Origin of the sequence: Vibrio fortis (assembly GCF_024347475.1) — a bacterium.
GTDB classification, from domain to species: Bacteria; Pseudomonadota; Gammaproteobacteria; order Enterobacterales; family Vibrionaceae; genus Vibrio; species Vibrio fortis.
Genome location: NZ_AP025489.1, coordinates 254,733 through 268,736, shown reverse-complemented (window position 1 = coordinate 268,736; position 14,004 = coordinate 254,733). Strand labels below are relative to the sequence as shown.

General features: G+C 42.3%; 11 protein-coding genes. 7 read left to right on the top strand and 4 right to left on the bottom strand.

What is annotated here, in order from left to right:
* Positions 1-319 precede the first annotated feature (319 nt).
* Both OCV50_RS23025 and OCV50_RS23020 read left to right on the top strand, forming a co-directional pair.
* Complete coding sequence (locus OCV50_RS23025; RefSeq protein WP_261905326.1) at positions 320-808, top strand: DUF523 domain-containing protein; 489 nt, start codon at positions 320-322, stop codon at positions 806-808.
* A 63-nt stretch (positions 809-871) separates the two neighbouring features.
* A complete protein-coding gene (locus tag OCV50_RS23020; RefSeq protein WP_261905325.1) occupies positions 872-1,354 on the top strand; it encodes a tetratricopeptide repeat protein in 483 nt (160 codons plus the stop codon).
* 262 nt (positions 1,355-1,616) lie between these two features.
* Here OCV50_RS23020 and gltS read toward each other — a convergent pair whose 3' ends face one another.
* Positions 1,617-2,813 (bottom strand): sodium/glutamate symporter, encoded by a 1,197-nt coding sequence (gltS, locus tag OCV50_RS23015; RefSeq protein WP_261905324.1) that lies wholly within the window; start codon positions 2,811-2,813, stop codon positions 1,617-1,619.
* A 528-nt stretch (positions 2,814-3,341) separates the two neighbouring features.
* On the opposite strand from gltS, the gene OCV50_RS23010 reads away from it, so the two are divergent.
* The 4 genes from OCV50_RS23010 to OCV50_RS22995 all read left to right on the top strand — a co-directional run bounded on the left by OCV50_RS23010 (position 3,342) and on the right by OCV50_RS22995 (position 10,128).
* Entirely contained in the window at positions 3,342-4,424 is a 1,083-nt protein-coding gene (locus OCV50_RS23010; protein WP_261905323.1) for an efflux RND transporter periplasmic adaptor subunit, read from the top strand.
* 1 nt (position 4,425) lies between these two features.
* Positions 4,426-7,485 (top strand): efflux RND transporter permease subunit, encoded by a 3,060-nt coding sequence (locus OCV50_RS23005; RefSeq protein WP_261905322.1) that lies wholly within the window; start codon positions 4,426-4,428, stop codon positions 7,483-7,485.
* Positions 7,486-7,732: 247 nt separating this feature from the next.
* Positions 7,733-9,028 carry a MipA/OmpV family protein gene (locus OCV50_RS23000; RefSeq protein WP_261905321.1) on the top strand — a complete coding sequence of 432 codons (1,296 nt, stop codon included), beginning with the start codon at positions 7,733-7,735 and terminating at the stop codon, positions 9,026-9,028.
* A 164-nt stretch (positions 9,029-9,192) separates the two neighbouring features.
* Positions 9,193-10,128, top strand: a complete 936-nt coding sequence (locus tag OCV50_RS22995; RefSeq protein WP_261905320.1) for a LysR family transcriptional regulator — start codon at positions 9,193-9,195, stop codon at positions 10,126-10,128.
* 72 nt (positions 10,129-10,200) lie between these two features.
* Here OCV50_RS22995 and OCV50_RS22990 read toward each other — a convergent pair whose 3' ends face one another.
* Complete coding sequence (locus OCV50_RS22990) at positions 10,201-11,154, bottom strand: DUF2860 domain-containing protein (protein WP_261905319.1); 954 nt, start codon at positions 11,152-11,154, stop codon at positions 10,201-10,203.
* Positions 11,155-11,365: 211 nt separating this feature from the next.
* Between OCV50_RS22990 and OCV50_RS22985 the strand changes: the two genes are divergently transcribed.
* Positions 11,366-11,785 (top strand): hypothetical protein, encoded by a 420-nt coding sequence (locus tag OCV50_RS22985; RefSeq protein ID WP_261905318.1) that lies wholly within the window; start codon positions 11,366-11,368, stop codon positions 11,783-11,785.
* A gap of 195 nt (positions 11,786-11,980) precedes the next feature.
* Here OCV50_RS22985 and OCV50_RS22980 read toward each other — a convergent pair whose 3' ends face one another.
* Positions 11,981-12,916, bottom strand: a complete 936-nt coding sequence (locus OCV50_RS22980; RefSeq protein WP_261905317.1) for a glycoside hydrolase family 17 protein — start codon at positions 12,914-12,916, stop codon at positions 11,981-11,983.
* Positions 12,909-13,793 carry a glycoside hydrolase family 17 protein gene (locus OCV50_RS22975; RefSeq protein WP_261905316.1) on the bottom strand — a complete coding sequence of 295 codons (885 nt, stop codon included), beginning with the start codon at positions 13,791-13,793 and terminating at the stop codon, positions 12,909-12,911. Before OCV50_RS22975 ends, OCV50_RS22980 begins: the two co-directional genes overlap by 8 nt.
* Between the last annotated feature and the right edge of the window lie 211 nt (positions 13,794-14,004).

Genomic DNA, 14,004 nt, shown 5'->3' with positions numbered 1-14,004 from the left:
CTCAGCTCTACATTCAGCGCATCTGGTTGGTTGAAGAATACAATCCACTGATGCTGCTGGATGGTAGTTGCCTAGCTGGCCAACCACTAACGCTCATCGCAACTGCCGATTAGAACAGAGTAAATCTGGATTTCTCCCCCTCCGCTATCCACGTACAACTATTCAGAGCCTTAACGTCGAGTACTTGGTAAATAGGGGCACCCTTTCCCAATTTAGGTCTCGTGCTCATCTTCTACAGCTTCAATATACATTGGTCTTTCACCTTAACGATGTACATGTTTAAATCCCCAAAGTTATTCGTAGGTTTAAGGTGTTAGTTATGAGTAAAGTGTTGGTGAGTTCATGTTTGCTTGGATGCAAAGTGCGTTATGACGGGAATGATTTAAAGCCAGATTCTCTTCAATTTCAGAAGTTTATTGAAAAGAACGAGGTCGTCTCTTTCTGCCCTGAAGTTGCTGGTGGCTTACCGACTCCAAGAGTGCCTGCTGAGATCTGCGGAGGTGAGGGTTGCGATGTCATCAATGGTTCTTCAAAAGTTAGGGGCAAGGATGACTCAGACGTGACGAAAGAGTTTCTCAAAGGAGCAGAACTGGCTCTAGAACTTTGTCAGCAAGAAAACATATCGACGGCGATTTTGACTGATGGTAGCCCCTCTTGTGGTAGTTCTCTGATATATAATGGAAAATTTGAAGGCGTAAAAATCCAAGGCGCGGGGATTACGACAGCACTACTTCGTCAAAATGGCATCAAGGTTGTTAGCCAACACGACGTCGTTATGCACATAAACAATTCAAGTAACTCACTGTAAAAGCAGCAAACCAATTATTAAGAGAGACTTGAAACACTCACGCTATAAGCTACGAGGAATATTATGGAAAGTATCATCAAACAAGCAATCGAATTACGGAAAGAGTCCAAATACCAAGAATCAAGAGCCTTACTTAAAACACTATTAAACGATGAAACCTTTGCTGCTAAGGCTCACTTGCAGATTGCTTGGTCATACGATAATGAGGGTAAAGAGCAAGAAGCGATAGAGCCTTATCTATCTTCTCTTTCAGGTTCACTATCGTCGGTAGAAAGGTTTGATGCTTTGTTTGGGCTAGCGAGCACTTATCGAAGTCTTGGTATGTATTCGGAGGCACTAACCTACTTCGAGCAAACGCTAAGCGAATACCCCAATTCTGTTGAAGTTCAGCCTTTCTATGCAATGTGTCTTTACAACTTAGGGCGCCATAAAGAAGCCACATCCCTACTCCTTGAACTTTTAGTATCAACCACTAATAGTGATGCTATTAAAGAGTATCAGCGCGCCATTACTTTATACGCTAAAGATTTAGATAGAACTTGGTGAACTGAAAACTAGTCATACGTACCCATACACTAGGCATGAGCCTGAAGTAGTATTCATGGCGCGCGAAATGGACTTAGTGCGCGAGATATCAAACCAAGTCGTATTCCTAAAAAAGAACATATTAATAGAGAAGACGTCCCTCGAAAATCTCCTCACAAACACAGACTCAACGACTAAGCCAAAACATTCGTTAGCTGATTTTAACTCGGCACAGAAGAGTATCTTAGCACCAATACATTTAACGTTTTCACATCATAAACGTTTAGTAATAAGTAAAAAAAGAATTTATAATCAACGCATTAGCAATATCAATAAAGAACCCACACACTAAGGGAACGATGATAAATGCTTTATGTGCAGCGCCATATTGCTGTGTCACAGCAGTCATATTGACGATGGCTGTTGCCGTCGAACCGAGGGTAATACCGCCAAAGCCTGAGCCTATCACCGCCGCTTCGTAGTCTTTCCCCATAAAGCGAAATACTACCCAAATGGTAAAAGCAATTGAAAGTGCAACTTGAAAGAACATTACGGTTGCAAGGAACATTATCGTACTTTGTAGCTGCCAAAGTTGCAGTCCCATCAACGCCATCGTTAAGAACATACCCAAACAAATATCCGAGATAAGTGCATGACCAAGTTGAGCGTTTTTGTTTTTTTCTTTACGTAGCAGCAGAGACTTGCTATTTCCAATCAAAATACCAGCGACGAGACAGGCGACAAACATAGGCAATTGCAAACCAATGGCTTCAAACCCTAGGTTAATGAAGTATCCCACGATTAGGCACAAGTTGAGCATGAGCCAAGCGTATAAGTAACCAAAGTGGTCAAGTGTGGTTTTTTCATTGTGGCAAACACCAATATCTAAGTTATGGTCTGTATTCGGTGTCAGTTTATGTCTTTTAATCAAGTAATTAGCAATCGGCCCACCAACTAAACACGCGGAAATCAGACCGAGAGTATTAGCAGCAAGTCCAACCTCGGACGCACCCTCTAGTCCCATATCTGCAAAGGTTGGAGACCATGCCATTGTCGTGCCCACACCACCGATCAGTGAAATTGAGCCTGCCATCAAACCAAGTAAAGGTTCTAACCCCAGTAATGAAGCGACACTAACCCCGATGATGTTTTGCAAAACAATATAGATAACGGCAAGTAAAGTGAGAACAAATAATGGCTTTCCGCCAGATATCAGCGTTTTAAAACTTGCGTTGAGACCAATCCCCGCAAAAAAGTAGAGCAGCAAGGTGTCTCTTATCGCCAAATCAAACTCGATTGTTAGATCAAATATTGAATAAACGATGGCGACGATAAGTGCACAAATAAACCCACCAATGACGGGTTCTGGAATACTGTATTTTTGCAAAACTTGAAAACGCATCGTCGCAAACTTGCCAATAAACAGCAAAACGATAGCGAGGGTAAAAGAAAGAAAACCATCTATTTCTATAACTTGCATGATTCGATAACCTAATTCGTAAAGTGTTATGTGTTAGTTGCTATGCCATGTGTCGAGTCAGGGTGAAAAAGAACACTAGATAACTCGAAAATATAATCAGGGCAGGTATGTAGCCTTTCATCTTTCTCTCCTGTTCGAAGTGTTGAATCTAGTTTGCTTGAACGGATGCTAGATCGACACGAATAGGAGATATTCAATTTTGGTGAGCTCTAGTCATCACCGTTCCAAATCTGAACATCTCAACCCTTAGTCATATCTAAGATTTTTCTCTCTCCACTTATTTCCAGCTTGTTTCAGAAGTGTCTTTGAGGAGCCCTCGACAGAGCCGCACTCCTTGTGAATGCCAATTTACTACTTACCTGAATGATGAAGAGCAAAAGATAGAAGCTGTTAATGCAAAAATGAATAACTCTTATCCATCGAGTTAATTTCTCTACTCGTTACACTGCTGAGCAGAAGGAAAACAAATAGGGATGGACAGCGTGGATACCACACGTGACTAATCAATTAATTCATTTGGAGATGGTTGTGAAAAACTCGAATACTTTAAAAGCTCAGAAATTACGCCCAGTAGCAATGGCGATGACCATGGCATTTTCTGTGCTGCTCACTGGTTGTAAATCGGAAGCTGAAGTTGAGGTGTCAAAGCCTGTTGTTCGTCCCGTATTTGTTGAAGTGGTGTCGAATGCTCAAGTCGCTGACTTATCATTTAGCGGCACGATTTCTTCTGCAAGCCGCGCTGATTTGTCGTTTCGAACTAGCGGGCGTGTAGTAGATATGCTGGTTAAGGAAGGCGATCAAGTGAAAGAAGGCCAACTGATTGCGAAACTAGACTCGGCCGATGCAGAGATTGCACTGACCTCTGCACGAGTCGAATTAACCAACGCCCGTTCTGAATACCAGCGAGCGAAAGCACTGTTTGAGCAACGTCAGTCGATTTCTAAAAGCCATTTCGAAGAGCTTACGCTGCGTTTTAACTTAGCGCAAAATCATCATGCAGAAGCATTGCGCCGCCTTGATGATACTAATCTTAGAGCCCCTTTTTCTGGCGTTGTGAGTCGTACTCTTATTGATAACCATGTGTTGGTACAGAGCAATGAAGTGGTCGCGTCATTGCATGACTTGTCTCAACTTGATGTCACTATTCACGTACCTGAGAGTGTCATGACACGTAATGCTGAAGCAACGCAAATCTTTGCTCAGTCGCCAATTGCGCCGAATGAAAAGTTGTCATTAACACTAAAAAAGTATGAGACAGAACCTAACCCAGTAACAGGCACTTATGCCGTTACGTTTGCTGTAGATTCGACAGAAGGCAGTCGCTTGCTACCGGGAATGAACGTTCAAGTTTACTCCAGTGGGCAGAAGGACGAGACAACAGCGATCCAAGTGCCACTTTCGGCAGTGGTTCCAGACAATATGGGTAACCAGTATGTCTGGGTGGTAGACGAGCAAAATACCTTGAGTAAGAGAACGGTTTTCACTGGCTCCTTGAATGGCGAGCGTGTTCAAGTTTCTAACTTGCAGTTAGGAGAGAAAGTCGTGGTTTCCGGAACACAAAAACTTCAAGAGGGCATCGCTGTACGTCCTCAAGTAGCGGAGGCTTACTAAGATGAATATCGCGAAATACACCATAGCAAAACGCACAAGTGTGTGGGTGATGGTTGCTCTAATGCTTATTGGAGGATACATCAGCTACTTGAAGTTGGGTCGCTTTGAAGATCCTGAGTTTGTTATTCGCCAATCGGTTATTGTGACGCCATATCCGGGGGCTACGGCTCAAGAGGTTGCTGATGAAGTGACGGATGTGATTGAAGGTGCTGCGCAATCTTTGCAAGAGGTAAAAGAAATCACCTCTGTGTCGAAGCAGGGCATGTCGGAAGTCACGGTTGAAATTAAACGTGAATTTTCCAATACCGAAGCTGAGCTACAACAGGTGTGGGATAAGTTGAGAAGAAAGGTAAGTGATGCTCAACGTTCTTTGCCTCCTGGCGCTGCGCCATCCATTGTGAATGACGACTTTGCCGATGTATATGCGCAGTTCTATGCCGTGACTGGTGATGGCTTTACCGATAAGCAGTTGCAAGACTATGTGGACACGCTGCGCAGAGAGTTGGTGTTAGTGCCTGGCGTTTCTAAGACAGCAACGCTTGCAGAGAAGCAAGAAACGATTTTTGTCGAAATCTCAAGTGACCGCTTGGCTCAGTTTGGCGTGTCAGCTCAACAAGTCTACCAAGTATTAGAAAAGCAAAATGTCGTGACCGTTGCTGGTGCGTTAAATACAGATGGTATGCGTATTTCAGTCATTCCTAGCGCAAGCATCAGCTCATTTGAACAATTGAAGTCATTACAAATTGGTTTGGGTGACAGTAATACGGTGATGCGTTTGCAGGATATTGCAAACGTGACACGTGGTTACGAAGAGCCATCATCCGTTTTAATGCGCTATAACGGAGAGCGAGCAATTGGCTTAGGTATCTCAAACGTTGCAGGTGGAAACGTCGTTGAGATGGGTGATGCTGTTAAAGCACGCATTGCGGAGTTAGAGGCACAGCGACCACATGGCATTGAACTTCATGAGATTTCGATTCAATCTGACTCTGTTCGCGACTCTGTAGCTGACTTCATTAACAACTTAATCGCGGCAGTGGTCATTGTATTCATCGTTCTACTCCTTTTCATGGGAGTGAGAACGGGCATTGTCATTGGTTTTGTGCTGACGCTAACGGTAGCGGGTACGTTGATCATCATGCTGATCGACGACATTGCCATGCAGCGAATCTCACTTGGTGCGCTTATTATTGCGCTCGGTATGTTGGTTGATAATGCCATTGTAGTAACAGACGGCGTAATAACTCGATTACAAAAGAATCCAAACGCTGATAAAAAATCAGTCATTAATGACATCGTTAATGAGACAAAAATGCCTTTGCTAGGCGGAACTATCGTCGGTATCTGTGCATTTAGCGCCATTGGTTTGTCTCCATCGAACATGGGGGAATACGCAGGCTCTCTATTTTGGGTCATCTTGTATTCGATGTTCCTAAGTTGGGTGTTAGCAATCACTGTAACGCCATTACTTTGTCATGATTTTTTGAAGGTAAATAAAGACAAGCAAGACAAAGCGCCGAGCAAAGTCAGCCTTTGGTACAAATCAACATTGGAGTGGGTGCTAAACAACCAGAAGAAAGGATTAGCGATTGTTATTTTGGTCTTTCTCGCTGGTGTAAAGATGTTTAGCTACGTTCCGCCAGGTTTTATGCCAGAGTCTCAACGAGAACAGTTTGTAATTGATGTATTTCTTCCTCAAGGTACAGATATTCTAACGACAGAAAGTGTCATGTTAGAAATTGAACGCGATGTCAAAGCAAAAGAGGGAGTAACGAATACGACAACCTTCATTGGCTCTGGTGGTTTACGTTTTATGCTGACTTACTCACCTGAAGCTCAAAACACAAGCTATGCACAAATGCTGGTGGATGTGGATGATTTTAAAGTGATTGAGCCGCTTGTCGAAGTGCTTCAAATTGAACTTAATGAGCGATATGAACAAGCATCGGTCAATGTGTGGAAGTTTATGTTGGGGCCTGGCGGTGGCAAGAAGATTGAAGCGGCGTTTAGCGGTCCAGACAGTAATGTGTTAAGACAACTCGCAGAGCAAGCAAAGCAATTGATGGCAGAGACACCAGAATTGGTTGCTATTCAAGATGATTGGCGCCAACAAGTTCCGGTTGTGAAACCTGTCTACGCTTCGGATCGTGCTCAGCAGTTTGGTCTGACAACGCAAGAGCTGAATCAAGCATTGGAGCAGTCGTTAATTGGCTCTCGAGTGGGGGTTTACCGTGAAGGTAGTGATTTGGTGCCGATTGTTGTAAGAGCACCAGAAAGCGAGCGTACGCATGAGCGAAGCATCGAGAATACACAAGTATTTAGTCCGACTGCTGGTCAGTACTTACAACTCGCACAGTTTGTCGACCGTGTTGATTTGGAGTGGCAGGATTCAATGTTACGCCGTATCGATCGCGTACCAACAATTATGGCTCAGGCAGATCCTCGTTCAGGAGTATTAACTTCAGAAGCGTTAGATGCAGTCAAAGAGAAAATTGAAAACATGCCTCTACCTGTCGGTTACCAACTCGAGTGGTTTGGTGAATATAAGGACGCAAAAGAGGCGGATGAAGGCTTAATGATATCTGCTCCATATGGCTTTGCAGCAATGGTGTTGGCAGTTGTATTCATGTTCAATGGTATTCGTCAGGCATTGGTAATCTGGTGTACGGTTCCTCTAGCAGTACTTGGTGTCGCTATTGGTTTGGTCGTCTTCCAAACGCCATTTGAATTTATGGCGACGCTAGGTTTCTTGAGCTTGGTCGGAATGATGGTGAAAAATGCAATCGTCTTAGTTGATCAAGCCGAGAATGAAGTCACCAACGGCAAAGCAGCGTACGACGCTATTATCGATGCCGCAATGAGCAGAGCACGACCTGTTATTCTTGGTGCAACAACGACCATTCTTGGTGTCGCTCCATTGCTGGTAGACCCGTTTTTCAAGAGTATGGCCGTGACCATTATGTTCGGTCTTCTATTCGCAACGGTTCTGACGCTGGTGGTAATACCTCTGAACTACGCGTTGTTCTTCCGAGTAAAACCGAAAGCCGCTTTAGCTCAATAACTCATCTTGATTTCACCTTAAGCCCATCATTGATGGGCTTTTTTGTGCATGCTCGTATGGCTAACGAAAGCGTGCTATTTCACCAAATATGAATATCTGTAAAACGTGTCGATTGATGCGTCTCTTCAATAGAATCTTTGTGTAAAGGATATTCTGGGTCAATGTTTCAAGGCATTGGTAATCATCTAAGAAGGGTGAGTAATTAAAGAGTGCCTCTTGCACTCTAGCAAAATGAAAAGAGTGAAAGATGAAGCATAAATTTGTATTACCTCTACTTTTTACGGTTCCGTTATCGATAGCAAGTGAACTTGAGTATTCTGCCATTGAGAAAGAAGAAAGCTGGGGAGTTGGGATTGGTGTCAGAAGCGCCTCTATGCCTTTTAAAACGGACGGAAACACCGTTAACGACGTGATGCCGTTGTTATTCTACAAAGGTGACAACTTCTATCTCGATGGCGCATCGGGAGGCTATCACTTGTTTCAAAGTCCCGATTTTAGCATTGGACTGGCTGCTCAAATGCGCTTTTTTGATATCCCGCGATACGCGCAGAACGAGATTCAAGGATCGCAGATCGATTTTGGTGCGAAAGCCATATGGCATTACTCTCCGAAAGTCGACGTTAGTCTGGAGGTACTCAGCGACAATGATGGTCGTATGTACTCGAACCTGACAGGTGATTACCAGTTAGAAGGGAAAAGGTGGGAAGCTTCTCTTTACGCTTCATTGAGAGCGAAATCATCTCGGTTTAATAACACTTACTATGGTCTTCAAATTGATGATATTGGTTCCGGTGTTGATAGCAAGGTTGGCGTCAAAGGCCGTACCCAGATCTATCAAAACCTTTATGCGGTTGGTCACTTTGGCGCTACCTTTTTTGACCACGATACTTACTCTAGCCAGACCATAGACTCGCATACTCAATGGGAAGGCTACTTGGGGTTGGCGATGTTTGGTAGCTCAATAAGTTCTTCGCAAGCAAAACTGCCCGATGGGGCATATCTTCGTTTAGCTAGCGGGCTAGCGACGCAATCTGGTCCAACTGAGATATTCATGTTCGATAACGATACAGACCCAGACAGAAATACCATGACGTCGATCTTTTATGGACACCCTTTAGCAGGCACAGTATTTGGTATCCCTCTCGATTTCTATTTAACGCCAGGCTACGTTTACCATCATAACTCAGATACCCAGAGTTCTTTCGACGAATACGCATTGGCAATTAAGGCTTACTACACGTTTGATTGGGCGGTCAGAACTCGATTAGGTTTTGCTGAAGGCATTTCTTACAGCACCAAAATTAGCCACATTGAGAACAAAAATTTAAATGATAAAGGCTATGAGCCAAGTAAGTTGATGAACTATTTAGACTTCAGTGCGGATGTGAATATGGGAGATTTATTAAACAAGAACTCCCTAAGCAATTTGTGGTTGGGTTATAGCTTACATCACCGTTCTGGTATTTTTACTAGTACATCTGCTTTTGGAAGAATCAAAGGAGGAAGTGACTATAACTCACTCTACTTACAGTGGCACTTCTAAGTCTGTTTATTATTTAAAACCGCCAATCTGGCGGTTTTTTTCTACCTGTTATTTAGCCTGCTTTCGTTAACTTGGCTGAGAAAAGCTCGATAAACAACTAAGCTAACAGTACTTTATGATATGTTGTAAACAAGACCGACATAGACAATGGATAGAAAAGCGTCATGGATAAGAACCTTGAAAGTCTAGATTTGAACTTACTACGGCTGTTAAAAGTGGTAGTAGAAACTCGGAATACGTCTGTTGCAGCAGAGAAATTAGGTATATCTCAAACCAGCGTAAGCCGTGGAATGGCAAAGCTTAGAGAAACATTTGGCGATCAACTTTTTATTAGAAAAGCACATGGTGTAGAGCCTTCCGAATTGGCAGAGAAGCTGGCAGAAGCAGCAGAACACATGCTTACCCCGTTTACCCAAGTGCTTGAAGCCTATCAAGAGTTCGACCCTGAAGAGTTCGAGGGAAGCGTTGTTATTGCTGTCGAATTAACATTGCTCGATGTTTTCGGCAGAGGGTTGTATCAATCACTCTCCAAAGCGTTACCTAAAGCTAAGTTTAAAATTACTTATTGGCAGCAGAACTCATTGCAAGAGCTTTTGGATCGTGACATCGACTATATGTTGCATTACACCTTGTTCCCACTTCCTCAAGATATCTATGTTCATCACTTGTCAGATATCGTTGTTAATTTGGTTGCCAGAAAAGATCATCCCATACTCAGCAGAACGTCGGATTGGGATGAGGTGAAAACTATTCCTCGCGTTAAATACGCGTCGGACTCAACTATCGCTAAGCATGATATGTACGATGAGTTATTTCTTGCTCAGGGAGTAGAGCCGAGCATTACTTTGATCAGTCACAGTGTTCCAGTGATGGTCGACAAACTTGTTCACTCAGACGCTATGGCATTTAGTAGCAGTTATCTTCTTATGCATGATGAAAGGCTTGCGTGTTACCCGTTGCCAAAAATGCCCGAGCGGATTAAGACGGTGAGCGTCTCTGGTGGATATTTACAATCGAAAAGAGGCTATCCGCTTAACCAACATATACATCAAGCGGTACAAGATTTTTTTAACTCTATTGTTCAGCCAGAAAATCAATAATCAGATTTTTTAGTCAGATGATAAAAAGCCTCTATCGTATTACCGATAGAGGCTTTTTAACTATAATAATGTTTAAAACTTATAACTAAGACCTACTGTCGCCAAATATTCTTCACTCTTATAAAAATCTATATTTGAATCGTTGTAGTTAACACCTGCAAAAGAAACTAAATTCCAGTTGTTAAGCCCAGCAATATTGGCATATTCGTATGCCGCAAAAAACTTATGGCGATTGTCTGAACGTGATTTTCCGTAGAGTGAATTGTGGCCATCATAGTCTCGATATGCATAACTACTTGTAAGCGCTAGAGTGTGTGCATTGTGAGTTAAGAAGTAAGTCATTTCTACTTCATATTGGTCATACGTTTCTGCTTTACCATCAGCATCATTATGTAAATAGCCGAAGCTTGTGCTCAATCCCATACCTGGCGTGAAGTACGTCAAGTAACTGCCTTTCACATAATACATATCACTATCACGTAATAGTTCAGATTGCTGAATACGTTCTTGGTCTACTTCTGTTGTGGCGTAAGCCATATCAACAAAGAAGCCTGAACCCGCAATATTACTCACTTTTAGACGGTATGCATGGCCGTCGATGTCGGTTTCACTACGGCGTCCTTCTAGGTATGGGTCTTTCCAAACTTCACCAGACAATACTGTTGGGAGGTAGGCAACATCAATTTGAGTTCCGCTTTCCATGTCATACTGATAGCCAAGCTCGAAAGCAAGATCGCCCACAGCTAAGTCATCACGAGATGTACCCAAGTAAATACGTTGATTTCGATCTGAACCTAGATCATAAGCTAAGGTACCTAGCGGTATTGCCACAAAATCACCATTGTGTGAGCCTTTTTTTGTGTGCTCTGTTAACAATGCGTCACTTTCTGTACTTAGGTTCGAGTTCGTTGACATATACCCAGAAGCGAAAGCTATTTCACCACTAAAGCGTGAAGAATCCAGTGCGAATGCACTACTTGCAAAGGAAGATAAAATTGCGATTGATAGAATGTTTTTTTTACTCATGTTTGTATCTCTCTTTAAATATATTTATTCCTTTATTTTTCATTTCATCCGTTTGACGAGAGAGATAATAAGTTTATTTCAGAGTATTTATACGGATAACAGTTATTCATATTTGAACAAAAAAAGACCAAACATGAATATCTCTTATTCATATTCATTAGATTCACTTGAAGTATAAGGTTATACCCTATATTTACTTGTGAGAATGACCATGAATTCGAATCTATCTTTAGAAGAAAATCATTACCAAACAACTATTTACCTCAACGACAGACCATACAAGGTGCTTGATACCGGAGAGGGAGAATGCACTATTAATATTGTCAGTGGAATAGAAGATTACCTTATGACAGTTTCTCGCTTCCCACAAAACCAAAGAGTGATGATCGTTGATATATCGGGTGTCTTGAACGATGAGCAACAAGATAGTGTCACTATAGAAAGAGTATTAGCTAATGATCTTCATTTGTTGTTTGATGTGTTTTGGTTGGAAGAGGTAAAAGTTCATTCAGAGGTAAAAAACCTCAATATGAATGCAATATATGACGTGGTAAGAATCAGAAATTACGCTCAATCATTGCTGAATTTCCAACAACGACTTGACCATAAGCAATTGCATACATTGAAGTGAATACGATATATCTTGCATGTGGAGAGTTCTAGCTATGGCTGTTTAGTACAACTGCGATAGTGCCACCCTAACAGGGTTCTCTCATTGCTCAATGTTTTGGGTTCGATGAAAATTTAAATAGGGCGAATTTTGGTGTAATAACATCCGCCCTATTTACCCGCTATTTTGAACAAGGAATATTACTTCTATGCCCTCTTAACCCTTCACCAAGCGCATTGTTTTTATCGCTGGTTTTTCAGCTCTGGACTCATAGTAAATACCCCAATGCTTTTCAGGTTCATCACTGTGCTCTGATCCTTTCCAAGGCTCATCAAATGCTTCAAATACAAACGTTAGTACCTGCTCATTTTCAGCCCAATTAACCAATTGTCGGAGGTACTCACATTGGTGTTCTTCAGATGCATTGTTAACGTCAATTCCTCGGCCATTAGATTTAGTTGCCCAGCCGGCTTCGGTTATTATTACAGGTTTATCAGGGTACTTACTTGCGACAGATGTATAGTTGCTAACTGTGTAATCCATAGCACTTTCAAGACCTTGATACTCCCACACAGGATAGGTATGAATAGAGATAAAATCGATGACCTCAACAAGTGGGGCTAGTTTATTCCACCATGGCACATAATTCTCACAGAAAGTAATTGGCTGAGGTATCTTCTCTCTCAAAATCAAGGCATAAGCGATAAGACTTTCCACACTAACCAAGTGATCGGTCCAATCAACACTCGCCTCATTACCGATAGAGACTGCCACGACAATGTCACTAAAACGGTTTGAGAGCTCGATAGTGCGTAACAATCCTCGTATATTGTAAGCCTTATTTTCCGCCAATTGCGTTACTGAGTACTGGGCTTCCCAAGGGCAGTTAGGATTACTAAGCTCTGCCGCTAAATCATTACCCAACAGCACTCGTAGAGATAGTTTCTCATCCTGAATAACTTTCAGAACCAACTCAGCATGAGTACTGCTGTCATAAAGTCGGAGATAGTCCCAATTTGGTTCAAGAATCAGTAAATCTTCTTTGATTTGTTCGTAGCTTGGATAAGCTCCAGTTACAGGGCTCTGTCCATTTCGATAGCCCGAATAGCAAATCGCTCTACCATATGGAAGTGAACTATGTTTTTTAGACATACTTTGGTCTTCCCTCTTCGCTCCACAATCCCCAACACGCACCTACACCCCCTTCTTTTTCAACTTTCCAAGCCTCATCAAAAGAAGAGAAGTAAAATAGATCGATGTCATCATTCTCCGCCCACTCGCAAGTATTTAACATATATCGAATAGCATTTTCCCACGAAGGAACAGCACCGTATTCGGATGGCCCTTCATTCGGCCAGCCAGTTTCACTGATCACCACCCTCTTGCCGCCTGAAACCTTGGACACTCTTTGGTACATATCCTTCATGTAGACCAAAGAGTGCTCGATAGGTACACCTTCCCAAAAAGGATAACAGTTAGCAAAAACCACATCACAGGCATTAGTCACCGCTGGGTTTAACTCGAATAAGTAATATGCATCAACATAACCAACATCAATGTTCGGAACTGCTTTCTTTGCACTCTCGATGTATTCCACTAAGAGATCCGCAGATAACTCTCCACGCAGCAACACTTCATTACCAACTCCCAGCATGTCGACATAACCAGCTTCAGCGAGTTTTACTGCATTTTTTAACTCAATGTCATTCTTCTCTAGATCATCATCGAGCCAGACACCAACCAAAGTTTTTAGCCCCATTTCGTGAGCGATTTTAGGAATTAACTCATTCCCATCGGTGCATGAAAATGTACGTATCCATTTAACATAGGGATGTATGATGGAGAGACGTTCTCGAATTTGTTCTTCCGAGAGCAACGAGCCAGGGCTTTGTCCAGGAATATAAGGGCTAAACGATATACCATGGATCTTGCGTTTTAGTAATTTGCGTACCAGCCCTTTAAGTTCATCATTACTGTATAAACTAATATCAAGCCCTGCTAAGGATGGTCCTTTGGCATACTTGTGCATATTTATCTCCTTCCTTGTAGTACTAGTGACTACTGTTATCTATGTTTCAACTGACATCACTAATTCAAATATGTGGAAGTCACTATATCTCTACACACACCAAAAAAGAAAGCGCTTTCTTTTTTGGTGTGTGTACGATCTCAATAGTTAAAATCGCACCAACATAACATCAATAAATCTCACATAAATGAATGAAATATATTGTCGTCAT